The organism is Gilliamella sp. App2-1, from assembly GCF_001690255.1.
Taxonomy (GTDB): domain Bacteria; phylum Pseudomonadota; class Gammaproteobacteria; order Enterobacterales; family Orbaceae; genus Gilliamella; species Gilliamella apicola_G.
Window position 1 is genome coordinate 42,739 of sequence record NZ_LZGR01000048.1, and the last position, 26,233, is coordinate 68,971.

Consider the following 26,233-nt stretch of genomic DNA (forward strand, 5'->3'; position numbering starts at 1 on the left):
CATCACCTTGATAAAGTTATGGGGCGTATTGCAGCCAGTTCTCAAGCATTAATCGATAAATATATGCCTGTAAAATTAGCGCAGGCGATTGCTAATCCAATTTTTCCAGAACTTGATAGCTTACTACGATCAGGGCGCCATATTGGTATTGATGAGCTTGATCATCATGCTTTTTTAATGGATTTCCAACTTGAGCTTGAGCAATTTTATCAACGTTATAATGTTGAATTGATTCGAGCGCCAGAAGGCTTTTTCTACTTGCGTCCACGCTCTACAACATTAATTCCTCGTTCAGTATTATCGGAATTTGATATGCTTGTTGGTAAAGTACTTTGTTATCTATATTTGAGCCCAGAACGATTGGCTCATGAAGGCATTTTTACCTTACAAGAGCTATTTGATGAACTGGTTTCGTTAGCTAACGAAAATAAATTACTGAAATTAGTTAACCAGCGTTCAACCGGTTCAGATTTAGATCGCCAAAAACTCTTTGATAAAGTAAAAACAGCTTTAAATCGCTTACGTCGGCTTGGTATGATTTTTTTTATTGTTGGAAACGACAGCTCACGCTTTCGTATTAACGAAGCTATCTTCCGCTTTGGGGCAGATGTTCGTAGTAGCGATGATGCGCAAGAAGCGCAACTGCGCTTAATCCGAGATGGTGAAGCAATTAAAATTGAATCATCACTGACTTTAGATAATGATAACAGCGAAGAACAAGAAGAAGTTAATGAGGAGACAGAATAAACATGATTGGACACGGTAAATTTCACTCATTAACGTTAATTAACTGGAATGGTTTTTTTGCGCGAACTTTTGAGCTAGACCAATTAGTCACAACGCTATCGGGTGGTAATGGGGCTGGTAAATCAACCACAATGGCAGCATTTGTAACCGCATTAATTCCTGACTTAACCTTATTACACTTTAGAAATACAACGGAAGCCGGGGCGACTTCAGGTTCACGAGACAAAGGCTTGCATGGTAAATTAAAACCGGGTGTTTGTTATTCTATGCTTGATGTGATTAATTCTCGTAACCAACGTATTATTTGTGGTGTCCGCTTACAACAAGTTGCAGGTCGCGATAAAAAAGTCGATATCAAACCATTCTTATTGCAAGGTTTACCTATTGGTATAAGCCCAACAGAATTGGTAACAGAACGACTCAATGATAAACAAGCTCGCATTTTATCGTTACTAGAGCTAAAAGATAAAGTTGAATTGATGGATGGTATTATCTTCAAACAATTTAACTCGATTACTGATTATCATTCAGTTATGTTTGATTTTGGCATTTTACCAAAACGCTTACGTTCACCATCAGATAGAAGTAAATATTACCGATTGATCGAAGCCTCACTTTATGGCGGTATCTCAAGTGCTATTACACGTTCACTACGCGACTATTTATTACCTGAAAATGGTGGGGTGCGTAAAGCTTTCCAAGATATGGAAGCGGCACTGCGTGAAAACCGAATGACATTAGAAGCGATTCGAGTTACACAATCCGATCGGGATTTATTCAAACATCTTATTACTGAATCGACCAATTATGTCGCGGCCGATTATATGCGTCATGCTAACGCACGCCGAGTGCATATTGAATCGGTACTTGGCTTGCGTCGTGATATGTTTAAAACGCAAGATCAGCTTATTAGTAATCAATACCGCCAAGTAGAAACGGCGAAAGAACTTAAAGAGTATCAAGAAGCGCAAAGCGATTTGGAAACTGATTTACAAGCCGCTAATGATCACCTCAATTTAGCACAAACAGCGCTACGCCAACAAGAAAAAATCGACCGCTATCAAGCAGATTTAGATGACTTAAATTTAAAGCTTGAAGAACAAAACGAAGTGGTACTTGAAGCGAATGAACAGTACCAAGTTTATCGCGATCAGGTTAACGAAACAGAGCAAGAAGTCGATGAAATCAAAACACAGTTGGCGGATTATCAGCAAGCACTTGATGTTCAACAAACACGAGCAATTCAATACCAACAGGCTTTACAGGCACTAAAAAATGCGCAGTCATTATGTCAGCTACCAAAACTAGATATTAGCAATATCGAAGATCACTTTGCCGTGTTTGATGAAAAGCAAAAAGAGATCACCGAACAAGTTCTTGAACTTGAACAAAAATTAAGTGTATCTGATGCAGCCATGAATCAATTTGATCGAGCTTATCAATTGGTGATTAAATTAGTTGGTGATGTGATACGTAGTGATGCCTTTGTTGCAGCGAAAGAAGCATTAAGAAAATGGCCATCACAATGTTATCAAGCTGAACAAGCGGAACATTTACAGCTACAACTTGATGAACTAGAACAGCGCTTTTTTGAGCAAAAAGAAGCAGAATCATTACTAACACAGTTTTGTAAACGTATTGGACGACAAATTAATTATGATGAGCTTGACGAATTAAAACAAGAGATCGAATCCCAACTAGATGAGAATGCGGAGCGGGCTAACGAATCAAGCGAAAAGCGTATTGAATTTAGGCAAGAACTTGAACAGATTCAATCGAAAATTACTGATTATCACCAAAAAGCACCATTATGGTTAAAAGCCCAAGATGCGTTAATTGCTTTGCAAGAACAAACCGGTGAAACGTTTAATAACAGTCAAGCCGTGACTCAACATATGCAAAAGTTGCTTGAAAGAGAGCGAATATTAGTTACTGAACGAGATCAAATTAGCTTTAGACGTAATCAATTAGATGTCCAAATTGAGCAACTTAACCAACCTAGTGGTGTTGATGATGGTCGTTTATCTGCATTGTCTGAACGCTTCAACGGTGTATTACTTTCTGAAATTTATGAAGACGTAACCATTGATGATGCGCCTTACTTTTCAGCGCTCTATGGTCCAGCAAGGCAAGCTATCGTTGTGCCAGACTTATCATTAGTTAAACAGCAATTAGAAAGCCTTACCGAAAGTGATGAAGACTATCCTGAAGATATCTACTTTATTGAAGGTGATCCTTCATCATTTGATGATAGCGTTTTTGATTGCGAAGAGATGAATAAATCCGTACTAGTCAAAACAGGCGATCGCCAATGGCGATTTTCAAGTTTTCCAAGTGTACCACTATTTGGTCGAGCAGCGCGTGAAGTTCATCTTGAAAAACTATCGATTGAACGTGATGAATTACATGAACGTTATGCAACAATTTCATTTGATTTACAAAAATTACAACGCATTGAGCAAAATGTTGGACAGTTTATAGGTCAATATCTTGCGGTTGCTTTTGATATCGACCCTGAAGCGGAAGCGCAAAAATTAGCGACAAGACGCACCGAAATTGAACGTCAATTATCATCTCAAGAAAGCATTGATCAACAAAACCAACAACAAGTTATTAATTGCAAAGAGCAATTAGCTACCGTTAATAAGCTTGTTGCTCAGATGCACTTGCTTGCAGATGAAGATTTAGCGGATCGGGTTGATGAATTACGTGAACAATTAGCTGAAGCGCAAGAATCTGTGCAGTATGTTAGCCGTAATCGCAATACTGTTTCAGAACTTGAACCGATTGTGGCACTATTACAAAGTGATCCTGAACAAAATGAATCGCTTCGTGAACATTACAACATGGTTAAAGCACAGCAACACACGATTCGCCAACAAGTTTTTGCGTTAACTGAAGTCATACAACGCCGAGCTCACTTTAGTTATGAAGATTCGGCTGGCATGTTGAGCGAAAATAGTGATTTAAATGAAAAATTGCGGTCTCGATTAGAAGTGGTTGAAGCGCAAAGAGCTGAAGCGCGTAGTCAGATGCAACAGTATCAAGATAAATACAATCAATATAACCAAACGTTTGCCTCGCTTAAAAGCGCATTTGAAACTAAGCGTGATATGTTGCATGAACTACAAAAAGAGATCGAACAAATTGGCGTAAAAGCGGACGCGATCACAGAAGAACGAGCGCGATTGCGCCGTGATGAAATCCATCAAAAATTAAATAATAACCGTCAACATTGTACATCGCTTGAAAAACAACTGATTATGTGTGAAAGCGAAATGACACAGATGCAAAAACGCTTAACTCAGACACTGCGTGATTATAAACAACTTCGCGAACAGATAGTACAAGCGAAAGCAGGATGGTGTTTAGTATTAAGGTTGGTTAAAGAAAACAGTGTTGAACGTCGACTACATCGCCGAGAACTGGCTTACTTAAGTGCTGATGAGCTACGTTCTATGTCGGATAAGGCATTGGGTTCGTTACGCTTGGCAGTTAATGACAATGAACATCTACGGGATGTTTTAAGATTATCAGAAGATCCAAAACGTCCAGAACGTAAAATTCAATTCTACATCGCAGTTTATGCACATTTACGCGAACGAATTCGCCAAGATATTGTGAAAACAGATGACCCTATTGAAGCGATCGAACAGATGGAAATTGAATTGTCACGTTTAACGGAAGAACTCACATCACGTGAACAGCAGCTGGCAATTAGTTCAAAGAGTGTGTCCAATATTATCCGTAAAACCATACAGCGAGAGCAAAATCGTATACGTATGCTTAACCAAGGCTTACAAGCGGTAGCATTCGGTCAAGTCAATGGCGTACGCTTAAATGTTAGCGTTCGAGAAGCACACTCTACTCTGTTATCAGCATTAGCTGATGAGCAAAACGAACATCAAGATCTGTTTAGTAATAATCGTATTACATTTTCAGAAGCTTTAGCAAAACTTTATCAGCGTTTAAACCCACATATTGATATGGGACAACGAACGGCACAAAATATTGGTGAAGAACTGCTTGATTATCGGAATTATCTTGAAATGGATGTTGAAGTGAACCGTGGTGCGGATGGTTGGCTACGTGCTGAAAGTGGTGCGCTATCAACCGGTGAGGCAATTGGTACGGGTATGTCAATTTTACTCATGGTTATTCAAAGTTGGGAAGAAGAATCCAAGCGACTACGTAATAAAGACATTTTACCATGCCGTTTATTATTCTTGGACGAAGCCGCTCGACTAGATGCCAAATCCATTGCAACACTATTTGAGCTTTGCGAACGGCTAGAAATGCAATTAATCATTGCCGCTCCAGAAAACATCAGCCCAGAAAAAGGCACAACGTATAAACTTGTACGTAAAGTGATAAACAACCAAGAGCATGTGCATGTGGTTGGTTTAAAGGGCTTCGCTTAATTTGTTTTGTCGACATTGTCGGCAAAACATTGGCGTATTTTGTAAAAAAGTTTCAGGTAACTATACGTTTTAGTATAAAAATATGGTTATAAGCTCAATAGCAATATGAGGTATTGAGCCAAATTAAGCCATTTTATAAAGGCGTACTCTGTCTAATCTTTGGCAGGATCACTTCCACCATCAAATAAAAACAGCAGTCCTTGCCTCTTAGCATGGCAGTTTGAGTATCTTATTAATGGGTGAATTTTTCTTGCCATAATAATTTTAGTATATAGTTTCGTATAACTAACCATATAACTAAAAATTTTGGTTGTAAATGTACCTTACTGATACTTAATGGGCAATAAAATAGACTTTAAGGCTTGTTATTACTGGTTTTGGTGTGCTTTGTTGGGGTTAAAAGAATATTACTGTTTATTGATTTGGTGCGTGGGCGGGACTTGAAAAGCGCTGTTTAAATCATTTTTCATAAAGCATTGTGTTTGTTTCTTCTGTTTGCCGTACCCCCATTTGTACCCCCAAAATAAAAACTGACCCCCAATATTAGGTATTTTAATCTTGCCAAATTGAAAGGTTAAAAATTGGTTTTAGAATTTTGACGGTGTAAAAATTTATCTAGGTGAGCGGTATCCGTTAATTATGTTTTAGATTTTTATACCTCCCCCCCCCATAAAAATAAAATTTAATAAAAAAGTATGCACGGTGTTCACTACCTGCTTGAAGCCTTATTCTAAAAGGGTTTGAGTGGTGTATACTTAAATGTTTACTATTCACAAGTATACACTTTAGGTATTCACTCAATAAAAAACCGCCAATTAGGGCGGTCTTATTTTAGTGGTTCAATTTGAGCTACTAGTTAGGATCTTCGGCTTTAGGTAGCCAATCTTTACACATATCTGGGTTTATTTCTAAATTAGTTTTTACCCCTATATTAGTTCGTTTTTTAATGTACGCCTTTCTATTTTCTTTTATGGCGTAATTTAATGATAAACCGAACCCACTCAAGGACAATGGATTATTAAGCCCTGTATTGCGCACATACTCAATATAAGCATGATATAAATATTTTTTAGGGTTAAATGGTATTATGCCTAAATTACCCATAAGCATACCATTAGGATGATCCAGCACATCAAGATAACTACAAAAATCTACCAAGTGGTCAGATTCGCGTTTAATCGCCGTCGCTTCGTCTGATTGTTGTTGCTGGTGTAGTCTTTCTTTAGCTTCTGCTGGACTGGTAAACTCATTTAATAGCAACCTCACAATTGAGGGGAGCTCTTGCTCTATTTTGCTAACCAAGTTTAAATCTCGCTCTTTTTCAGGGATGACTTCGTCAAAGTGAAAGATAACCCTACGCCGTGATATACCGCCGTTACGCTCGTTAAATCTCATTACCTCGTTATTGATAACCAAGACTACCGCAGGGATTTTACAAGAATAGGGTTGCTTGTGTTTTGGGTCTATTGCGACTTCATCACCGCCAGTAATTGCTTTTAATCCTGCGCCACTGCCCATATAACGCGGTTGGTCGGGTAAGATGACTAATGAGTAACCCACGATTAAGGCTCTGTCCCTTGCCTTTTCTAATGCGTCCATAGTGCCTATTACAGTATTGTTTTTACCTGACAACATCGTCGCAATTTCAGCAAAAACACTTTTACCGCTACCACCTGCGCCTGTAACCTCTAAGAATAATTGCCAGTCATGACGGTTAGCCAATATCATATATAGCGCAGCTAAGATATTTTTAGCCTTATCTTGATTGCCCGATGCTTTTTTTAGCCATTTAGCGAAGTTTGGCGCGTGAGTATCAAAAGATTCATTTTCTTTGGCAGGGTAGTAATCAATATCATTACTGACTAATAACCAATCTTGCTTATTGTGAGGTCTAAAGGTTTGGCTTTTTAGCTCATATACGCCATTTTTAAAGCAGATTAAATCTTTCTGAGGTGTTCCCATTATAGGCAGTGATAACCTGAGCGATTCAACCGCTGAGCTAATTCGCATAGGGTTAAATGGCTCGCCTGATTGAGTGAATAAATCGGCTAGTGTTCGCATTAGCAGTTTATCGCTTATAGGTTGCCATGCGTTATCTTGATAGTGATAGATTTCATCGGTAGTAAGATTAATTGCAAGGTTATTATCATAATATTGATTGAGCAGTTCAGCCCGTTGACTTGATGCCATTTGCGATAGGTTCATACTTGATAACTCGTTTTGCATGTTAAGTTTTGTCACGGTTGGTAACTCTGGTTTTATGAGGTTTTTATTAAAATGAGCCGAAGCGTTATCGCTTCCAAATTGTTGCCTATAATCATCCCAATCACATTTATAATCTGTATCAGGAATGGAGTAATAACCATTTACCGCTTGAGAAGCTTCTATTGCTTTAGCTAAGCCCGTATTCGGGCTTTGACCAATATCGTTATCACCTGCGATAATGATTTTAACGGTAGGATTTAGTTCACGAATAGCCTTGGCTACATGAATAAGATTGCCTGCGTCAATGGCGGATATAACAATAGACTGTTGGCGGAATTCCGCTATCGATATCCCTGTGGCTAAACCCTCACAGATAATAATTTCATTATGTGCGAGCAAATTTGCGCACACCTCGGCAGGTCTGCTCAAAACTGAGCGCACTAATATAAAAGCACTTTTCTTATTTGAGTCTTTCATTAAGTGCTTACTGCCATCAGGTTCGATAAATTGACCACCTGCGTATTCATTATGAAGATTCAGCATAGGCACAAAAATGCGCCCGTTATCTAACAAGGGTAAATCAAAGGTTAACCCTTTCTTGGTCAGGTATTGAGATTGCCCTAATGTTGCTTTAGATAGCAAATACTCGACCTTTTTACATACGGGATTATCTGGTATGTTATCATTATGTAATTGTTCAGAATCTATTTTTCTAAATACGAGATTTTCCCGTATTTTGTTATTCTGATTAGACAGATTTAAACATTCCGCTACTTTATTTGATGCTTCTTTAGCGTCACATTGACAATAGTTTTTGATAAGCTCTAAGCCATCACCACTACCGCACTGGTTACAGATGTACGTACCTCTACCATTTTGATTATCAAATCTAAATCTATCTTTACCGCCACAGACAGGGCAAGGGCAATGCTTGCCATTACCCACTTCAATACCTAATGATTGAAAGATATAATCCCATTTACCTATAGCTTGGGTTGTAATTTCATTGATTTTCATCACATCCCCTTAATGAATTGTCGAGCTAGATTCAGCTTTAATATCTTCGGCTAAATCAATAAATAACGATGCAAGCATTTCTTGCCCTAATTGTGTTAGTGCCATAGGTTTATCATTGCTTTCGCTGTACATCTCTTTTAGTAGTCCATAGGTGCGATTTAAGCCATCACTTTCGCCAAAGTCTTCAATTAAGCTATCTTTAAGATTCATTTTTAGCCCTAACACAATTAAATCTTTATCAATATCAATCTTGATACCGTCATGAATAAACACCTTGGCACCGTTTTTATTAATCTGCTCAATTAAAAATAAGCCTGCGATAATCGCCATGGTAGAATCAACGATACTATGATGAATTGCTGTTACTTCTTGCTGATTATCCATGATTTACCCCTTAATTTGTGCCATGTATCGCCTAACTTCGGGCGGTAGTCGCTTAGTAACATCAGCAAGTAAATCAGAGATTTCATCCTTGCCAAAAGAAAGTAGTGCTACATATTTGCCATTTTTAAGCCTTAATGCGGTAATAGTGCCGTCATCGTTATGGACAAAATCAAACTCTTTCATTCTTTGCCTCCTTGCGCTCGGTTTCGCTTCTAAATAGCTTTTTAGAATCGTTAATTAAGTCTGATACAGCATCAAGGGCATAGGCGCGTAACTCATCATTAATTGGTGTATTAGAATCACAATCAGCCATTAAAAGCGTGGTGATAGCGTTAGCTTGTCCTAGTTTTGTATTGATAGTATTAATTGCGTCCAGTGAGATATTAGCCATTGTTTTTCTCCTCCTTTAACCCGTACTCTTGTAACTCATCAAAAGCTTGCTCTACTAAATCAACGATAACCCACAGTAAATTACTCATGTCGGTTTGTTCGATGAAAGGCTCATCATATCCTGCGTACTTATGATTAGTATTGTCTAAGGCGATTTTAGCCATGCTCCGAACTTGAATAAGTTTAGATTCAACATTACAAATTAACTGATCGTTATTCATGGCTATAACCTCCAAAGCTTCTAGTGTCTTCAATAACTGGATATAAGCGAATTCTGGCAATAAAGATAAGGGATGATTTGCCTAGACTTTTTCTAGCTTGTTGTTCTGTAGGAGCTAATGCCTCAAATACTTTGGCAGTAGTAAGGTCATAGAATTTAAATAGTTTAGTTTCACGATTACTTTTTTCTTGATAATTCGTTTTCAACATACTATTTACCTCCCTTATGGTTTTGTGTAGCATCAAGTAGGTTAATTTGATTTGAAGCGAAACAGGCAACATCCCTTAATTGTGCTAGTAAATAGCCAATATCACGCATATCACTTTTAAGGTTCTGCTCCGAATAACTCTCATTTTCACTAGCCCAAAACATCAGGTTACCAATCGCACCTATTCCCCATAAAATTGATTGTTGTAGTTCTTCAAAATGGTTCTCAGCTTGTAGTAAATGGTGTGTTGGAATATCTGCTTGATAGAGATTTAAAACAGAAATTAAATTAGATAGGTCAGGTTGCCCATTTTTAGGGCGTAGGGTATCATTACTATTAGCCATAGCATTACTCCGTTTAATGTTTGTGGTTAGATAGCTCATTGAGGTGTGAACTCTTTGGGCTATTGTTTTTTGGGGCGCGACCATTATAATGGTCGTTACCGTGTAATTATAATAATATCGGGTAATTACTATGTCAACACCAAAAGAAAAAAGATCACCACAATACCAAATGCGATTAACCGAAGAATTTCGGCAACAGTTAGAAGAAGAAGCTATGAAAGATGGCGATACTAGCTTGGCTACTTGGATTAAAAGAGTTTTAAGAAAAGAATTACAATCACGAGGAATTATACCTAAAGCATAATAATTAAGTTTCTTGTGGTTTCTTTTTATGGACTCAATAAACCTACTTTTAAAATTCAACCCCATGCAATGATTAGTACGCATTAAAAAAACGGTTTTCACTGCGTACTTAGTGCGTACTTTTACACTGGTTTCCACTGAAATAGGCTTTTTTGACTGAAAACTAGAATTATTGCCAACCAAGAAGAATGATTTCACCTTTTGGATGGCGTTAATTCCGTTAAAATAGCAATTTAAGCGATTATTTGGGGCTTGGGTATACTGTCCTATTGCTAAGGCGTTAAATGGGTGTGTAGTCATCATAATTAAGCCACCTTACCCAATAACCGAATCATGTAGCTTTGTGATAGCTTGATGAGTTCTGCTTTTCGTTTTTCATAATTCCAACCCATATCTATTAACGTGATATTGGATTTCTCAAGGTAAGCTAAGTGATTAAGCTGTTCTTCAGTGATATGGTCGCGAATATCACCCGTGAGATTATGAGCTTTTCGGTAAGCCTTTGCTGTCATGCCAAGTACAATACGATTAATCATATCAAATTCATTAGTATAGTGATGTGGCTTGGTCTCCTTGCCTAGGGATAATCGTTGTATAGCTAAAGCGTCACACATAGGACGGCTATAATCTGCGACTTCTAAACGTGCTTTTAACCGCTTAAGAGCTTTCTTTTGGATTGTTGGCGCGATTTCTTTAAGGTGCTCTTCACAACGTATAAAGTACTTTCTTATTGCTCGTCCTTTCTCGTTGTTTTCAATCATCGCCAATTCTTTAGCGGTTCCGATTGTAAGGATGTAATCTGTACTTTTACGATCTCCACCTCGCTTAGTTGTCCATTTTATTTGTTGTTCATTATTTGTACTTTGATTCCTGAATTCTGATGAATCAAAGATTAAAAAATCATCATTTTTAATAAGCCCATATTCTTTTATTCTTCCCTTTATCCATGTTGAAAAATCATTTCCTACTTTTAAGTAATTATGTAAAGCCTTTGCGCTAACTGTTTGTTGTAATTTGCCGTTTAATTGCGTATCTGTTACTGGTACTAAATGATTAAACTCTGTCATAAGTATTACTCCTAACTTGTCGAAAAATCCCTCTTTTAGCTAAATTTAGGCAAAGGGATACCGTCGGCTCAAAAATGAGCTTTGCTATAAAATCAATTAATTAAGCTGCTTTGCTTGGATAAAGGGCTAAAATTTGGCTGATATCCGATTCAGTTAATAAGCTATTTTCATAACTAAGAATCAGATTAACCACCTTTTGAGCATCTTCCTTATTGGCTAGGTAATAGCGATAGTGTGAGCCTATTCCGTCGGTATTAGGTTCATCCATGCGCTTTAATGTGATGCCTAACTTTCTTTCTAGTTCTGAACAGTAATTTCTACCACTAGAAAGCCTACAGGTGCGCAATATCTCATTTTCGGTAATACCATTGTCACCAGTACACGCAATTAATAGGTAAGCTCTTGGCTTTTTAGGTAGCTTTTTATAATCAGATTGGCTATGATTGGCGTTGTCAAAGCACCAATTTAAGCCCTCGATTATTTCACGGTATAGAGGGTTTTGCTTTATCACCATTATGCTACCTCGCGACGTTCTACTCTGCGAGATTCAAGCCAAGAGTAAATCTCATCAGCTCGATAGCCAACACGGCGTAAACCGATTCTAATTTTTTGCGGAAAAGTTTTATCTTTCTTCTCTAGCGTGTAAAGGCTAGTGTCAGATTTGAAATGTAGTAAGGTTTTTACTTCTTGTTTGGATAGGATTTGGTTTTTCATACAGTTATAACCTCTTTTTGTTTTTTTATAACTGTATTATTGCGTTAAGTAATTGGGTTATTAAGGGATATATTAAATATATTTCTTACCGGAAAGAAATAAAAAATTTTTCTTCCGTTTTTATGGTTCTCTATACTCTGCAATATACTTGGTAAGTATTTCTCGATAATAACCATGCCTCTTAATACTAAAATAACTAGCGGTTTGATCACCATATAATTTTATTAATGCAGGTTTTAATGTTTTTCTTAATTTTTCTTCTCTATTAACATAGATATCACTATAAATAATATCGGCTATATTTGTTTGAGTAAGTTTTATATTAAACCTTGATGCCAATATAACTAAATCAATATAAGCTAGTACTCTATGTTCTCTCCATTTTTTTATATCAACGTTTTTAATTTTATTTCTGATGATTTTGGGAATCTCCCGATCTTGTATGTTTAAATCATTTTCATTACTAGGGGAATAAAAACCATTTTTGTAATGTTTATCACAAATAGCTTTATGATGCTTATTATATAACTCTTCTGCTGTTTTTCTTGCCGTTGGTAACCAGTTTTTAAAATTCTCTATCAAAAGATCATCTGGTGTATTTAAGTTTATTTCAGTGAAAACGTTATTCCCTTGTGAAAACCAACCTACACTATCCGGTAGATCATTCATTTTTTTTCTGTTCTTTAGATAGTCTGATTCTTCAATTTTAACATTTCGATTATCTTTAACACTACTAAGCAAATAGTTAGCGATGATCTCTTTTTGTTTATCTGTTATTCCATAATAAAATAGTTGGGATTTCATATTTAAAAAAATTGACTTCAAATCTAATAAAGCAATAGGAATATTAATAGTACCATTTTCATATAATGAGTATTCATGTTGTTTATTTGTCTCAAAAATAGTTTTATTAATTATCGCATTGCTACATTTGAAAAATCTTTTATGTTCTCTTTCATCAATATGAGAAATACTAATCAAATAATCTACTTTTGAAGGAATGCAGGGCATAAAGTATTCATAAAAGCTCTTTTTTTTATTAGTTGGAAGTTCATCCCATTCTTGTTTTATGTCATCTTCAAATTCTTCCTTAAAAAACTCTTTATATTCATTATAACCATTATCAATAATTTCTTGTCTCTCGAAAGTATGCTCATAAGCTCGATAACGTAAATCAAAAGCAATAAACCAATCCAACAAATTATAATTAGCGGTAACTTCATCATAGAATGAAACATCAATAAATTGTTTTAAATATTGAATATCACTATCCATACGCCCCTCACGCCCCTAATAGATATTTGCGCCAGTTCGCTAGGGTTGCGAATGTTCGGGGATCAGCCTAGACGCAAATAATACAGTAATATACAGTTAGGTACATTATAGCGCTGTGTTTATGTACATGGAATTGTTTTAGGTATGAAATTATTGAGGTTACTAATCAGGAATTTTTATACACATAGTGATAAGATGATCACCATCTTCTTTGGTGGGCAATATTTTAAATCCGTATTTTTTATATAGTGCTATCAATGAGGGATTATTATTACATTCTAATATAGCAAATCTACCGCCAGCCATAGCGCGGATTTGTTTAATTATTGTGAAAGTTTCTTGTAATATTAACCCAAGATTTATAGGATTATTTTCAACTGCGAAATTTTTGCCAATTTGCCCAATCAAATGAACTTTTATTTCTGTAGCGTGCTTATTAAATCCATCCATACTAGATACTAATGTTTTAGATATTTCAAAATTACTTGATTGTATTGATGTAAATGCTAAAGAAAAATAGGCGAGAATATTAAGATTATCTTCGTTGATAATAAGATAGGTTTTTGATACGTTCCTTTTGCTAAATTCTATTGCTGAATTACATAAAAAATTCTCTAAATCTTTATTTTTATCGCATGAGAAACAACAAAGGAGGCTTTTTATTTCCTCCTCGTCATATTCATTAATAAGTTCATCTAGATTAACCGTGAGCATTTTTTCGGGTTAAAACTTTAGAAAATAATTTTACTGCTTTTTGGGATTCTGCTTTATCGTCTCTATCGCGAGTTTTAATTTTATTTGGTGCTTTATCTAGTTCAATAAGAGTGTCAATGCCACTAGAATCAGCCAAAACAAACGTTTTGCTAAATGATGATGTTGCCATGTTACGCCTCCTTAAAACTAATATTGCGCAGTTGTGTAATATTATATAGTTCTATTTTGTTATATCAATATGTATTTAACTGTTTAAAAATGCATATAAATAAACAAAGTTTAATTATGTTAAAATTACATAATTAAAATAACACTTGAGGATAAAGAAATGAGAGCATTTGCAAAAAACAGCAATAAATATTTAATTCGTCGCGCTGCTTCAAAACATAAAGCACGTTTATCAGCAAAATAATAAGCCTTTATCGGGATTTTTAAATTCCCCCCCCACAGAAGATACTACAATTATAGCTATCTTCATAATAAAGGATAAGCTGCCTCCATTTTTTTATGGAAGCGAGAAGTAGTAATTATTTCAGCATGATCTTCTATATAGTTGCTATTCGTTAAATATATTTTTGGTGCGTACCTTTGTGCGTACCAGTTCATCAGATTTCACATTAGTTAAACCAAAGAGATATACGATGGTTGGCACATATATTATCTTCTATCGTATTCAAATATAACCGCCTGTCTTATTTCATCATCCAAATTTGGATCATCTTTTAATAAGCCATTTTAATAATTGCTAGCCAGCTTTATCAATATAATTAACGGGCACAAAATTAGGTATAATCAACACTATTACAATGTATCCATAATTAGTATCCATTATTTTAAAGTCTTTTCACTGGCTACCTAAGTGGATACCTATTTTTATTGTGAATAGATCAGCATAGACGCAAATAATACAGTTATATGCTTTTAGATAAATTATAGAACTGTTCATTTATACATAAAAATGGGAGCAGTTAAATCAACTTTTTTAAATTATCTAAGTGGTCATAAGTAAATCCCATTTCACTATAATTAACATCATCAACTAAAATAGGTAAGCGGCCTATATGATTGATAATTTTTTTTAACCATTCTGAATTAGTACTAAATAACCTTATTAACATCCACATTAAACAAATAGTTCCAAATATCTTTTCCCAACTGACATCTTTAGGGTTAATAATCTTTAATTCATCTACCAATTTTAGATTAAATTTAGGGGAATTTATTGAAATATTCCAAATTCTAGCGTGGTGAGCACATTTATTTCTTATAATATTTAAATGTTGTAATGCGGCTTGCATATTTTTCTTATGGGAGTTGGCCAATCTTTTGTCATTAAAGATTGCTTGGCATATACCTAATTTATACGTATCTTTCAGCATTCCATAAAATTTAGATAACATTCCAAAATCCCATATTTCTGTTACAGCCCAAATAGGAATATCTTGATAATTTTCTTTATGCCAACGAATACAATCATCTTTACTGTTTTCTATACTATTATTAAGTTTATCCAACCACTGGTCATATTTTGATTTAGACCCATTATTCGTATTCAAGTAAAATGTATCTATAAGAGATCTGTTTTTGTACCCCAGTGGATCAATTTCGCCTATAGTATGAGCTATAACTGATCTCATAAAATTTTCAATTCTAGCAATTCCTTCAAATAATAATATCTTTAATTCACAATCAAAAAGATATAAAGAGTTAATTTTTTCAATCGTCGTATTGGGAGTAAAAATATTTTTCCTCTTTGGGATGCTTGGAAAACGAATTGGATTTAATATCAAATACTGCGGGGATTGCTGTAGATAAAAAGTAATAGGACAGCGATATCGATACCAGAAACCAGATAATCTATAATAACCCACCTGTTTTAGTTTCTTAATCGCCCATTCTTCATCAGATATGACCATCCCTCTTTTTTTCAAAAGCTCAAGCTGTTGATCATAACTTTTATAGCATTTAATTGTTTTTTTTGTTATTTTCATAAACAATTTTTAGATAAAAGAAAGCCCCGAACGTATCTATAAATCAATTGTTAGATTGACTTATAGAAAGTGGTGTAGGGGCATTGTTAGATATAAGTTTATCTGTTTTTTATTAAATGTCTACTAATGTTTATTGACCTTTATTGGTGCTTAACATAAAAGATTTTTCTAAAAACACTATATGTAGTTATTTTTGCATAAAGGCTAAGTAGATATTGTGTTTTCAAATAAAATTAAACTTAGTTTTGATTGCTTGTTTTTTAATCTAACCAATAAAAAGCTCTTAAACCTGCTTTTGTCTTTTTATTGAAAATAATTGTATTTATTTCTCATTAATTAAACGGATTTTGGGGTATTTAAATTCCATATGAAGTAGCTCAATTTGAGCGTCTAAAACTTGAGCAGGTAACAAGTCTCTAATTACTCGTAAAACATCTTTATGCTCTTTGTTTGTCAGGCAGTTAAATCTTTTGGTTATGGCGCTACTAGCTCAATACGCATTGGTTGGGATTTGGCTGTAATGCCACTACCCATAGATTGATGATCTAATATCTGCTTTTCAGAATAACCATGATTAGCAAGCATCAATTTGGCAATACTCGCGTTAAATTCGCCTTTTAAGCCTTTATTAATTAATTCCACTTCTTGGCGCGCTTTGATCAGTTCTAATACATCCTTAAATTCTTCGCTTGAACTTGCGTAATTATATAAACTTGACCTTGAACAGTTAGCATATAAAGCCAGTCCAGCCACAGAGGGGATCATTTCACCATTATTGATATAACCCTGCTTATGCAAATACTCTTGCCCTAGCTCTAACATTTCCTTTAATTTTGATTTTCTTCCTACCATATTGCCATCTAACTTACTAATAATAAGGTTATTATAATCCAATAAGGCAAATTATTAGATTGCTTTTTAACGTGTCCAAAATTAGCCCAGCCAATAGGAGGGGGTAGCAAATTTCTATAACTCTACACGTCTAAAACCGCCCAACCTCCTTTTTATGCAAAACCGCGAATTGAAATAATTTTTTTGACTGCTATTACTAAATGGGGAATCATAAATAGCTATAGTTGCGTAACTCAAACCAATGTAATAAACCTGCTGGCTTTTTAGCAGATTGCAAATTTAATACCTGAATGGTGAAAATCACCATAGAGCATTTAGTCTTTTCCTCCAATAATAGCCCTGGATCAACCTTAAAATTACTTTAACTTAACATTATGATTAATAATTATTTTATTTTAATAAAAAAATAACGTTATATAAATATATTTATATTTCAATTGGTTAATTACAGGATCAGGATTATTTTAAGAATGTGTATAGTAGTGAACACTAGTGAATACTAGTGAACACTTTATATTAAAAGTTTAAGATTATGGGGAGGTAAGCATAAAAACAACCTAATGATTGGCATAGGTAAAGGGTGACATTTGAAAAGCTCCCCTCAATTTTGAGGAGGGGTATTATTGAAGTAACTCAGATTTGAGTATGGTTTTATCCATGAGAAAGCGTAACCCAAATATGGGGTACGGTATGAATATGGTATGGGTAGCGCGATATGGTTAATGATTAACTAGCTTTAAATTGCGGTTACCTGATAGTGAGACATTTCCTTGGCTTGCTTGCTCGACAAAGTCACCCCACCAGTCAAGCATAATACGCTTTTGATGTTCATATTCTGCTTTGTTGTAGGCTCGCCTTACTGCGTTTTTATCTACATGCGATAACGCGCTTTCAATGACATCATAATTAAAGCCTTGTTCGTTTAAAGCGGTACTAGCTAAAGCTCTTAATCCATGCGCAACTAACTTATCTTTGTATCCCATGCGCTTTATTGCCATGTTAGCGGTTTGGCTACTCATTGGCTTGTTATAAGGCGGTCTTGCTGTTGGGAAAACAAACTCACTTTTATGATTAATAGATTTCATTATCTCAAGTATTTTTATTGCTTGCGGTGATAAGGGTATATTGTGTGGTCTATCCATTTTCATGCGTTCGGCAGGAATACTCCATAATTTTTTATCTAGATTAATTTCTTCCCACTTAGCCCCTACGGCTTCACTTGGTCGCGTTAATGTTAATAACTGCCATTCAATCACGCATCTAGTTTGTAATTCAATCTTTGCCATAGCTAAAGCTTGCATGAACTGCGGTAACTCAGTAGGGGGAATAGTTGGCTGATTTTTTACTTTCGGGCTATTAAATACGTCGGTGATTTTAGCTAGAGGGTTATTATCGATAATTCCCATATTGACAGCATAATACATTATTTCATTAATTCGCCGACAAACTCTTTTTACTGTTTCGTATTTGTTATTGTTATTTAATGGCTGTAATGCGTTAATTGCTTTGATAGCTGTTACTTGGTTTATTGGAATATCTTTTATATAAGGGAAAACATGATTTTCTAATGAACGCCAAGCCTTTTTGAGTGTTTGTTCTTCTAAACCTTGTTCTGTTTTGAATTTGAACCATTTCTCAGCCATAGCGTAAAAGGTATTATTACAAGCTTCTTGCTTACGTTGTTCTTGTTCCGCTTTGTGATGTTGTGGATCTATCCCTTGCTTTATTAATTCTCGCGCTTCATCTCGTTGTTTTCGCGCTTGTTGTAGCGATGTTTCTGGGTATTTACCGAAAGATAATAATGTCTCTTTATGTGATATTGGCTTTTTATATTTAAATCGCCATAATTTAACCCCTGTCGGTTTAACTAACAAAAAAAGACCTCCACCATCAAAATACTTTTTATCCTTACTAGTGGCTTTTAATGCTTTTATTTGTGTGTCAGTTAAGGGAGTAGTTTTTACAGCCATTGTTCACCTTTGGGGGTACGCAATAATAGGGTATTTAATTATACCCCCAAATATACCCCCATTATTTTTGGTTGTAAATGTACCTTACTGATACTTAATGGGCAATAAAATAGACTTTAAAGCTTGTTATTACTGGGTTTGGTGTGCTTTGTTGGTTTTAAAAGAATGTTACTGTTTATTGATTTGGTGCCGTGGGCGGGACTTGAACCCGCATGCTCTTAGAGCACTACCCCCTCAAGATAGCGTGTCTACCAATTTCACCACCACGGCGCCGTTTTTATTCAGGAATATCTGATGTTGAATTTTGTTGTATAGGTTGACTTGCAGGAGCCGTTGTAGACTCTGTATTGCCTTTATTTAGCTGTGTTGCTGGTACACTATCTTCAATGTTGTCAAATTCGCTAGTTAAATTTGTATGTGGTTTACTACCTAAATTCGACAGTAAAATGCTTATTACAAAAAACAAAACGCCTAATAAAGTCGTAGAACGAGTTAAAAAATTCCCACTGCCTGACGAACCAAACAAAGTTGCAGATGCACCTGCACCAAAAGACGAGCCCATGTCAGCACCTTTACCTCGTTGTATTAAAACTAATGCAACTATTATAACCGCAATAATTAAATAACTTATAATTAAAAATTCGTACATTTCAACCTGTCAATTTTTTATGTTATATAACAGAATTTATTGATGTGAAATATTAGCGAAAGACAGCCCAACAAGCAAGTAAAATTTCAGATATAGTTGGTATATTTTGAGCATTTATACTTTTTAATTAGCAAGAACACGTATTTCATGTGTTGATGATTTACCTTTGTTAAGGAGTATATTATTGGTATACCACTAATTTTATTTCAATAAATTAATTATGATTTTTAATTTGGTAAAATTTAATTAAGTTAGTTGAAATAGTCATTAGATATATTTCTCATAATCAATTGTCAGTTTTTGGGGAAAACAAGTATAATGATGCATTTGTATTAAAGTTCACATTGATTTTATGAAATTTATTGTTAAGCTCTTTCCAGAAATAACTATCAAAAGTGATTCTGTTCGTTTACGTTTTATTAAAATACTAACGAGTAATATTCGTAATATTTTAAAGTACCATATTGAAAATGTTGCGGTTATCCGTCATTGGGATTTTATTGAAGTTCGCTCAAAAGCTGAAAATAGTGAAGCTCAAATACTTGAGTTATTAACACGAATTCCTGGTATTCATCATATTTTAGCTGTTGATGAAATTACTTTTGTTGATATGCATGATATTTTTGAAAAAGCATTAGATTATTATGCTCCGTTAATTGAAAACAAAACATTTTGTGTACGTGTAAAACGTCGTGGTAAACATGAATTTACATCAATTGATGTTGAACGCTATGTTGGTGGTGGGCTTAATCAACATGTGTCTTCGGCTAAGGTTAAATTAAATCACCCAGAAATCACGATTAATCTCGAGATCGACAAAGATAAGTTACTACTTGTGAAGAGTCGACATACAGGCATTGGCGGTTTTCCAACTGGTACGCAAGAAGATGTTCTTTCGCTTATATCTGGTGGTTTTGATTCTGGCGTGTCAAGTTATATGTTAATACGACGAGGAAGCCGAGTGCATTATTGTTTCTTTAATCTTGGTGGAAAAACTCACGAGATCGGCGTTAAACAGATGGCCCATTATTTATGGGAGCGATTTGGTAGCTCACATAAAGTACGTTTTATTGCCATTGATTTTTCTCAGGTTGTTGGCGAGATTCTTGAAAAAATTGATGATGGTCAAATGGGAGTTATCCTAAAACGGATGATGATTCGAGCTGCATCAAAAATTGCGCAACGTTATAAAGTAGAAGCACTTGTAACCGGAGAAGCATTAGGTCAAGTATCGAGTCAAACACTGACTAACTTACGGCTAATTGATAATGCCAGTGATACATTAATTTTACGTCCTCTTATCACGCATGATAAAGAAACAATTATCAATATTGCACGCCAAATTGGGACTGAAGATATTGCTAAAACAATGCCAGAATTTTGTGGTGTGATATCCAAAAGCCCAACGGTAAAAGCTGTAAAAGAAAAAATTGAAGCAGAAGAATTAAATTTTGATTTCACGATTTTAGATAAAGCCGTTGACGAAGCAGAAAATATTGATATTCGTGAAATTGCCAAACAAGCTGATACAAAGATCACTCAAGTCGAAACTGTCACAACACTGAGTGCAGATTACGTAGTGATTGATATTCGTTCTCCAGATGAGCAGGAAGATAATCCATTGGAATTGAACGATATGGAAATCAAGCATATTCCATTTTATAAACTCGCTACACAGTTTGGAGATTTGGATCAATCAAAGCAATATTTACTATATTGTGAGCATGGTGTTATGAGTAAGTTACAAGCACTTTATTTAATTGACCAAGGATTTAATAACGTAAAAATATTTACTACATAAAACTAATAATAATTTACTATATTAAGCTTTTTTACATATATAATGACTTTTTAAATATAATCTATATTTGTTATTAAGATAAAATATCAAAAATGAATGGAATGGTATAAAGAGGACTGTAATGAGTAGTAAATTGCTTATAGTTGATGATGATCCAGAGATTGCATCGTTATTACGTGAACTACTAGAATTGGAAGGATTTCGAGTTGAAATAGCTAATAATGGTGTTCAAGCGTTAGAGAAGTTTGACAGTACTATAGATCTCATTCTGCTCGATATTATGATGCCTGAAATGAATGGGCTTAGTGTATTATCTCAACTCAGAGGTAAATTTACTGTCCCTGTAATTTTTTTAACGGCTAGAGATAACGAATACGATAAAGTTATTGGGCTTGAACTAGGCGCTGATGATTACATTTTAAAACCTTTTAATGACAGAGAACTTATCGCACGAATTAATGCGCTTTTGCGTAGAACCCGTTGGGATAATGCTGTAAATGATGGTGCTGATAAACCGATTCAATATACTATTGATAAGCTGAATGTAAATCGAAAACAGCAGTCTGTATCTTTTGATAATAAATACATTGAATTAACAGGTACTGAGTTTCAAGTATTGCTCAAACTGCTTGATAATGCGGGTAAAATAATTTCGCGCGATACTTTAAGTGAAACTGTTTTAGGTAAAGAATTTATCCCTCTTGCGAGATCGATTGATGTTCATGTATCGAATTTACGGAAAAAGCTTCCTCCTAGGAGCGACGGTTTACCTTGGATTAAAACATTACGTTCAAAAGGTTATCTATTTGTAATTGATCACAATGATGATTTGCTACAAGATTAGAATAACATATAAATGAAGATCAGATAACATAAAATGTGGCTTATTGATAGACTAACCATCAGAATTTTCACTATATTTTTACTGACCATAGGTTTTTTCTTAATGTTAATTATGGTGTTACCAAGTTTAGATTCTCGAAACTTAACCTATTTAGCAAATAAAGACAAAGAAGCCGGTAATGTGCTTGCTCATCAGATCGAAAATGATCTTGTTAATGTACCTAAAGATAGTTTTCGATGGTGGATGCGTTTTATTGTTATAATGGATAGCCACCAAAAATCGGGTCAATCATTATTTATTGTTACTCCGAATGAGCAAATTATCACCGCTGAAACTAAAAATATTGATTTAGTAAAAAACTTTAGTGAAAAATCTCATAATGTAGATGATCCTGCAAAAAAGATCTATGATTCTCAAGAGATTATAGGGCCTTTTTTAGTCCAATATGCTAATGCCGAATATCAATTGTATATCTTACAACAAGCTACAGACATACAATCCCAATTTGTTAACTTTATATTTGATCATCCTTTTTTATTATTAACTTTGACCATGCTAATAAGTTCTCCTTTTTTACTTTGGTTATCTTGGAGTATTGCAAAACCAGCGCGGGGTTTAAAACAAGCGGCGGATCAGGTTGCCAAAGGCAATTTACAAGAATGGCCAGAGCTTGAGCAAATAGGATCGTCTGAATATAAAGCAACAGGTACTAGCTTTAACCATATGCTTAGGGAGCTAAAACGAATGCAAGAGGTACAGCAGCGTTTATTTTCCGATATTTCCCATGAATTACGTACTCCTTTGACACGTTTGCAGTTAGCGACATCTTTATTGCGACGAAAACAGGGTGAAAGCAGTGAAGTTATGCGCATTCATAATGAAGCAATAAAGCTAGATTCTATGATTGGTGATTTATTGTCATTGGCAAGGCAGCAATATGACAATAATGAAATTCGCGAATTTAATAAAATTAATAAGTTGTTTAAACAAGTGCTTGATAATGCCACTTTTGAAGCAGAACAAATCAGCAAAAATTTTACCGTTACCAATCTTCCAACTAATCACATTATTTTATGCTATCCCATTGCTTTATGTAGTGCACTTGAAAACGTTATACGAAATGCGTTTTGTTATTGTAACAAAGAGATTGTAGTTAATTTTATTGCTCAACAACAAAAGATCACAATTACAATAGATGATGATGGCCCAGGTGTTGCAGAAAGTGAACTAGAGAAAATTTTTAGGCCATTTTATCGCACAAGTGAAGCTCGAGATCGCAAATCAGGAGGAACAGGATTAGGACTCGCTATTGTGGCTAATGCCATCATACGCGATCATGGAACCGTAAAAGCTGAAAAAAGTCATCTTGGCGGACTTAGAATTGTGATAGTATTGCCAATTCATAAACATTAATAAATAATGAAAGAGAAAATTTGTGTCAAATTCTGCCTTAAACATCGTCTTATTTGAACCCGAAATTCCTGCTAATACCGGTAATATTATTCGTCTATGTGCTAACACTGGTTTTAACTTGCATATCATTGAACCAATGGGCTTCTTTTGGGATGACAAAAAGTTAAGACGGGCAGGGCTTGATTATCAAGAATTTGTTGATGTAAAACGTTATAAAAATCTTAACCATTTTTTAGATATCAATCAAATAGACTTGTCAACACAAGTTTATGCCTTAACCACAAAAGGGCAAAAGCCACATAGTGAAGCCAATTACCAGCAAAATGACTTTTTAATGTTTGGACCAGAAACTCGAGGATTACCTAAAACTATACTTGATGCATTACCTCAAGATAAAAAAATACGCATTCCCATGCTAGCAACAAGCCGTAGTATGAATTTATCTAACGCTGTAGCCGTTGTGGTTTATGAATCATGGAGACAATTAAATTATTTTGGAATAAAGTAATTTAATTGTATAATAATTGCGCAATTATACATTACCGCTTTTTAATATAAAATATACCTGTACGTTATAATTGCTAGAAACGCTTTTGTAGCTTAAAAACACAAAATTAGTAAAAGATAAAGAAGAGGTTAAGTTAACCTCTTTCTATCAGTGCTTAATATGATAAGCTTAAAGTCAAACAGTTATTTTAATGAATATAATTATTTAACGCGCGAAACGTATTCGCCTGAGCGCGTATCTATTTTAAGGATTTCACCAACTTGTATGAATAAAGGTACACGAACTACCGCGCCAGTTGATAAAGTTGCTGGTTTGCCACCAGTTCCTGCTGTGTCGCCTTTTAAACCTGGATCAGTTTCGATAACTTCAAGTTCAACAAAGTTTGGTGGCGTTACAGCAATCGGTTGTCCGTTCCATAATGTTAAAATACATTCAGCTTGATCAACCAACCATTTTGCATTGTCGCCAACCGTTTTAGAGTCAGCCGAAAGTTGTTCAAACGTATTGTTATTCATAAAGTGCCAAGACTCACCATCGGTGTAAAGGTAAGTTAAATTCATATCAACAACGTCAGCTACTTCGACCGATTCGCCTGATTTGAATGTTTTATCGATAGTTTTACCTGAAAGTAATTTTTTAATTTTTACACGATTGATGGATTGTCCTTTACCCGGTTTATAAAATTCATTTTCAACAATTACACACGGTTCACCATCTTGCATTATTTTAAGACCAGCTTTAAACTCATTAGTACTATAAGATGCCATAAAAGCTCCAACTAAAATTCTGAATTACAAAAAATGAGCCATATTATACAGCAAAAAATTGAACTACCAAATAATAAAGATAGATGGATTGTTGATCTTGCTAATGTTGTGACAGATATCAACGTTTTATATTCCTATTTAGGTCTAGATCCTGACACCATCTCAACTCCTATGCAACTGGCGAAAAAACAGTTTCCACTTCGGGTTCCTAGGGCTTTTATTAACCGAATGAAAAAGGGTGATAGTAATGACCCACTTTTGCTACAGGTGCTTTGTAATGATAACGAATTATTAAAAGTTGATGGGTACAGTAATGACCCATTACAAGAGCAAGATAATGCTATTGCTGGGTTATTGCACAAATATTACAATCGTGCATTGTTGATCACTAAAACGGCGTGTGCAATTAACTGCCGTTACTGTTTTAGGCGGCATTTTCCTTATCATGATAATCAAGGTAATAAAAAGAATCTTGGTATTGCGCTTGAATATATTGCTAATCATTCAGAACTCAATGAAATTATTTTATCAGGTGGTGATCCGTTAATGGCCAAAGATCATGAAATGGCTTTTTTGATTAATGCATTAGAGAAAATTCATCATATCAAGAGGTTACGAATTCATACTCGTTTGGCGGTTGTCATTCCTTCACGAGTAACGTCTGAACTTTGTCGCCTGTTTATTGAAAGTAGATTGCAAATTATAGTGGTTACTCACATCAATCACCCCAATGAGATTGATAATGATGTTGCTGGTGCGATTCAGCTTTTAAAACAAAATAGCGTGACAGTATTAAATCAAAGCGTATTGTTGAAAAATATTAATGATAATGCCGATGTTTTGGCTCAGTTAAGTGATAAGCTTTTTAATATTGGGATTTTACCTTATTACATCCATTTGTTAGATAAAGTGCAAGGGGCTGCTCATTTTTTAGTTGATGATGATACTGCGAAAATAATAATGAAACAACTTGCTGAGCAAGTATCGGGTTATTTAGTGCCTAAATTAGCGCGTGAAGTGGGGGGGGAAAAAAGTAAGCGTGTACTTGCTTTGGCTGATTAGTTAATCTATTTTTGTTGTGTAAATTCGTATGTTATAAGCTATTTATTCGGTTTTACTCAATTGTGCCATAATTAGATGTTAACGACTTTTATTAGAATTTATCTGTTAAAATCTCATTGACGGAAAATAAAATAGACACTATAATTCCGACCTCTTTAATTAATGCTGTGGAGTTTAACTCTGCAACCTGTTGATAAATTAGATTTGGATATAAATCGTCATGAAACGCACATTTCAACCATCAGTATTAAAACGCAATAGAACTCACGGTTTCCGTGCTCGTATGGCAACTAAAAACGGTCGTCAAGTTCTTGCTCGCCGTCGTGCTAAAGGCCGTGTTCGTTTAACTGTTGCTAGCTGATTTAAA

At 34.9% G+C, this 26,233-nt stretch carries 27 protein-coding genes and 1 tRNA gene; 9 read left to right on the forward strand and 19 right to left on the reverse strand.

Annotated elements, in window-relative coordinates:
* Window positions 1–18 precede the first annotated feature (18 nt).
* A complete protein-coding gene (gene mukE / locus A9G22_RS06505; protein ID WP_081296875.1) occupies window positions 19–747 on the forward strand; it encodes a chromosome partition protein MukE in 729 nt (242 codons plus the stop codon).
* A gap of 2 nt (window positions 748–749) precedes the next feature.
* Entirely contained in the window at window positions 750–5,168 is a 4,419-nt protein-coding gene (gene mukB, locus A9G22_RS06510; RefSeq protein ID WP_075508543.1) for a chromosome partition protein MukB, read from the forward strand.
* Window positions 5,169–6,020: 852 nt separating this feature from the next.
* On the opposite strand, the gene A9G22_RS06515 is transcribed toward mukB, so the two are convergent.
* The 7 genes from A9G22_RS06515 to A9G22_RS06545 are packed head-to-tail and all read right to left on the reverse strand — an operon-like array spanning window position 6,021 to window position 9,936.
* Complete coding sequence (locus A9G22_RS06515) at window positions 6,021–8,390, reverse strand: primase-helicase zinc-binding domain-containing protein (protein WP_075508544.1); 2,370 nt, start codon at window positions 8,388–8,390, stop codon at window positions 6,021–6,023.
* 9 nt (window positions 8,391–8,399) lie between these two features.
* Window positions 8,400–8,774: a hypothetical protein gene (locus tag A9G22_RS06520; RefSeq protein ID WP_075508545.1), complete on the reverse strand. Its 375-nt coding sequence runs from the start codon at window positions 8,772–8,774 to the stop codon at window positions 8,400–8,402.
* A gap of 3 nt (window positions 8,775–8,777) precedes the next feature.
* Window positions 8,778–8,957 carry a hypothetical protein gene (locus tag A9G22_RS06525; protein ID WP_075508546.1) on the reverse strand — a complete coding sequence of 60 codons (180 nt, stop codon included), beginning with the start codon at window positions 8,955–8,957 and terminating at the stop codon, window positions 8,778–8,780.
* The gene (locus A9G22_RS06530) at window positions 8,944–9,165 is read right to left on the reverse strand and encodes a hypothetical protein (RefSeq protein ID WP_075508547.1); all 222 of its coding nucleotides are present in this window, start codon (window positions 9,163–9,165) and stop codon (window positions 8,944–8,946) included. Before A9G22_RS06530 ends, A9G22_RS06525 begins: the two co-directional genes overlap by 14 nt.
* Complete coding sequence (locus A9G22_RS06535) at window positions 9,158–9,385, reverse strand: hypothetical protein (RefSeq protein WP_075508548.1); 228 nt, start codon at window positions 9,383–9,385, stop codon at window positions 9,158–9,160. Before A9G22_RS06535 ends, A9G22_RS06530 begins: the two co-directional genes overlap by 8 nt.
* Window positions 9,378–9,593 (reverse strand): host cell division inhibitor Icd-like protein, encoded by a 216-nt coding sequence (locus A9G22_RS06540; RefSeq protein ID WP_075508549.1) that lies wholly within the window; start codon window positions 9,591–9,593, stop codon window positions 9,378–9,380. The genes A9G22_RS06535 and A9G22_RS06540 overlap by 8 nt, the downstream gene beginning before the upstream one ends.
* Window position 9,594: 1 nt before the next feature.
* Window positions 9,595–9,936, reverse strand: coding sequence for a hypothetical protein (locus A9G22_RS06545; protein WP_075508550.1), 342 nt, complete (start codon window positions 9,934–9,936; stop codon window positions 9,595–9,597).
* 130 nt (window positions 9,937–10,066) lie between these two features.
* On the opposite strand from A9G22_RS06545, the gene A9G22_RS11400 reads away from it, so the two are divergent.
* The gene (locus A9G22_RS11400) at window positions 10,067–10,240 is read left to right on the forward strand and encodes a hypothetical protein (RefSeq protein ID WP_176700243.1); all 174 of its coding nucleotides are present in this window, start codon (window positions 10,067–10,069) and stop codon (window positions 10,238–10,240) included.
* Window positions 10,241–10,544: 304 nt separating this feature from the next.
* On the opposite strand, the gene A9G22_RS06550 is transcribed toward A9G22_RS11400, so the two are convergent.
* From A9G22_RS06550 to secG, 11 genes are all read right to left on the reverse strand, one after another.
* Window positions 10,545–11,306 carry an antA/AntB antirepressor family protein gene (locus A9G22_RS06550; protein ID WP_082264515.1) on the reverse strand — a complete coding sequence of 254 codons (762 nt, stop codon included), beginning with the start codon at window positions 11,304–11,306 and terminating at the stop codon, window positions 10,545–10,547.
* 100 nt (window positions 11,307–11,406) lie between these two features.
* Entirely contained in the window at window positions 11,407–11,820 is a 414-nt protein-coding gene (locus A9G22_RS06555; RefSeq protein ID WP_075508551.1) for a hypothetical protein, read from the reverse strand.
* Window positions 11,820–12,020 carry a helix-turn-helix transcriptional regulator gene (locus tag A9G22_RS06560; RefSeq protein WP_075508552.1) on the reverse strand — a complete coding sequence of 67 codons (201 nt, stop codon included), beginning with the start codon at window positions 12,018–12,020 and terminating at the stop codon, window positions 11,820–11,822. Before A9G22_RS06560 ends, A9G22_RS06555 begins: the two co-directional genes overlap by 1 nt.
* Window positions 12,021–12,140: 120 nt before the next feature.
* A complete protein-coding gene (locus tag A9G22_RS06565) occupies window positions 12,141–13,295 on the reverse strand; it encodes a DUF6387 family protein (RefSeq protein WP_075508553.1) in 1,155 nt (384 codons plus the stop codon).
* A gap of 162 nt (window positions 13,296–13,457) precedes the next feature.
* Window positions 13,458–14,009: a hypothetical protein gene (locus A9G22_RS06570; protein ID WP_218058759.1), complete on the reverse strand. Its 552-nt coding sequence runs from the start codon at window positions 14,007–14,009 to the stop codon at window positions 13,458–13,460.
* Window positions 13,996–14,178 (reverse strand): hypothetical protein, encoded by a 183-nt coding sequence (locus A9G22_RS06575; RefSeq protein WP_075508554.1) that lies wholly within the window; start codon window positions 14,176–14,178, stop codon window positions 13,996–13,998. The genes A9G22_RS06570 and A9G22_RS06575 overlap by 14 nt, the downstream gene beginning before the upstream one ends.
* A 799-nt stretch (window positions 14,179–14,977) precedes the next feature.
* Window positions 14,978–16,000 (reverse strand): Abi family protein, encoded by a 1,023-nt coding sequence (locus A9G22_RS06580; protein WP_075508555.1) that lies wholly within the window; start codon window positions 15,998–16,000, stop codon window positions 14,978–14,980.
* Between the two features lie 474 nt (window positions 16,001–16,474).
* A complete protein-coding gene (locus A9G22_RS06585) occupies window positions 16,475–16,852 on the reverse strand; it encodes a terminase small subunit (RefSeq protein WP_075508556.1) in 378 nt (125 codons plus the stop codon).
* Window positions 16,853–17,571: 719 nt separating this feature from the next.
* Window positions 17,572–18,822, reverse strand: a complete 1,251-nt coding sequence (locus A9G22_RS06590) for an integrase domain-containing protein (RefSeq protein ID WP_034882780.1) — start codon at window positions 18,820–18,822, stop codon at window positions 17,572–17,574.
* 184 nt (window positions 18,823–19,006) lie between these two features.
* A tRNA-Leu gene (locus tag A9G22_RS06595) sits at window positions 19,007–19,092 on the reverse strand.
* A gap of 7 nt (window positions 19,093–19,099) precedes the next feature.
* Window positions 19,100–19,471, reverse strand: coding sequence for a preprotein translocase subunit SecG (gene secG / locus A9G22_RS06600; protein ID WP_065587023.1), 372 nt, complete (start codon window positions 19,469–19,471; stop codon window positions 19,100–19,102).
* A 352-nt stretch (window positions 19,472–19,823) separates the two neighbouring features.
* On the opposite strand from secG, the gene thiI reads away from it, so the two are divergent.
* The 4 genes from thiI (at window position 19,824) to trmL (ending at window position 24,037) form a co-directional block, all read left to right on the forward strand.
* Window positions 19,824–21,272, forward strand: coding sequence for a tRNA uracil 4-sulfurtransferase ThiI (gene thiI, locus A9G22_RS06605; protein WP_065587022.1), 1,449 nt, complete (start codon window positions 19,824–19,826; stop codon window positions 21,270–21,272).
* A gap of 121 nt (window positions 21,273–21,393) precedes the next feature.
* Window positions 21,394–22,116, forward strand: a complete 723-nt coding sequence (locus A9G22_RS06610; protein ID WP_065587021.1) for a response regulator — start codon at window positions 21,394–21,396, stop codon at window positions 22,114–22,116.
* A 33-nt stretch (window positions 22,117–22,149) separates the two neighbouring features.
* Window positions 22,150–23,529 carry an envelope stress sensor histidine kinase CpxA gene (gene cpxA, locus A9G22_RS06615; protein ID WP_065587020.1) on the forward strand — a complete coding sequence of 460 codons (1,380 nt, stop codon included), beginning with the start codon at window positions 22,150–22,152 and terminating at the stop codon, window positions 23,527–23,529.
* A gap of 22 nt (window positions 23,530–23,551) precedes the next feature.
* Window positions 23,552–24,037, forward strand: coding sequence for a tRNA (uridine(34)/cytosine(34)/5-carboxymethylaminomethyluridine(34)-2'-O)-methyltransferase TrmL (trmL, locus tag A9G22_RS06620; RefSeq protein WP_065587019.1), 486 nt, complete (start codon window positions 23,552–23,554; stop codon window positions 24,035–24,037).
* A 200-nt stretch (window positions 24,038–24,237) separates the two neighbouring features.
* Here the strand turns inward: trmL and efp are convergent, their stop codons facing one another.
* Window positions 24,238–24,804 (reverse strand): elongation factor P, encoded by a 567-nt coding sequence (efp, locus tag A9G22_RS06625; RefSeq protein ID WP_075508557.1) that lies wholly within the window; start codon window positions 24,802–24,804, stop codon window positions 24,238–24,240.
* A 33-nt stretch (window positions 24,805–24,837) separates the two neighbouring features.
* Between efp and epmB the strand changes: the two genes are divergently transcribed.
* Window positions 24,838–25,866: an EF-P beta-lysylation protein EpmB gene (gene epmB, locus A9G22_RS06630; RefSeq protein WP_075508558.1), complete on the forward strand. Its 1,029-nt coding sequence runs from the start codon at window positions 24,838–24,840 to the stop codon at window positions 25,864–25,866.
* A gap of 220 nt (window positions 25,867–26,086) precedes the next feature.
* Entirely contained in the window at window positions 26,087–26,227 is a 141-nt protein-coding gene (gene rpmH / locus A9G22_RS06635) for a 50S ribosomal protein L34 (protein WP_025314679.1), read from the forward strand.
* Window positions 26,228–26,233 lie beyond the last annotated feature (6 nt).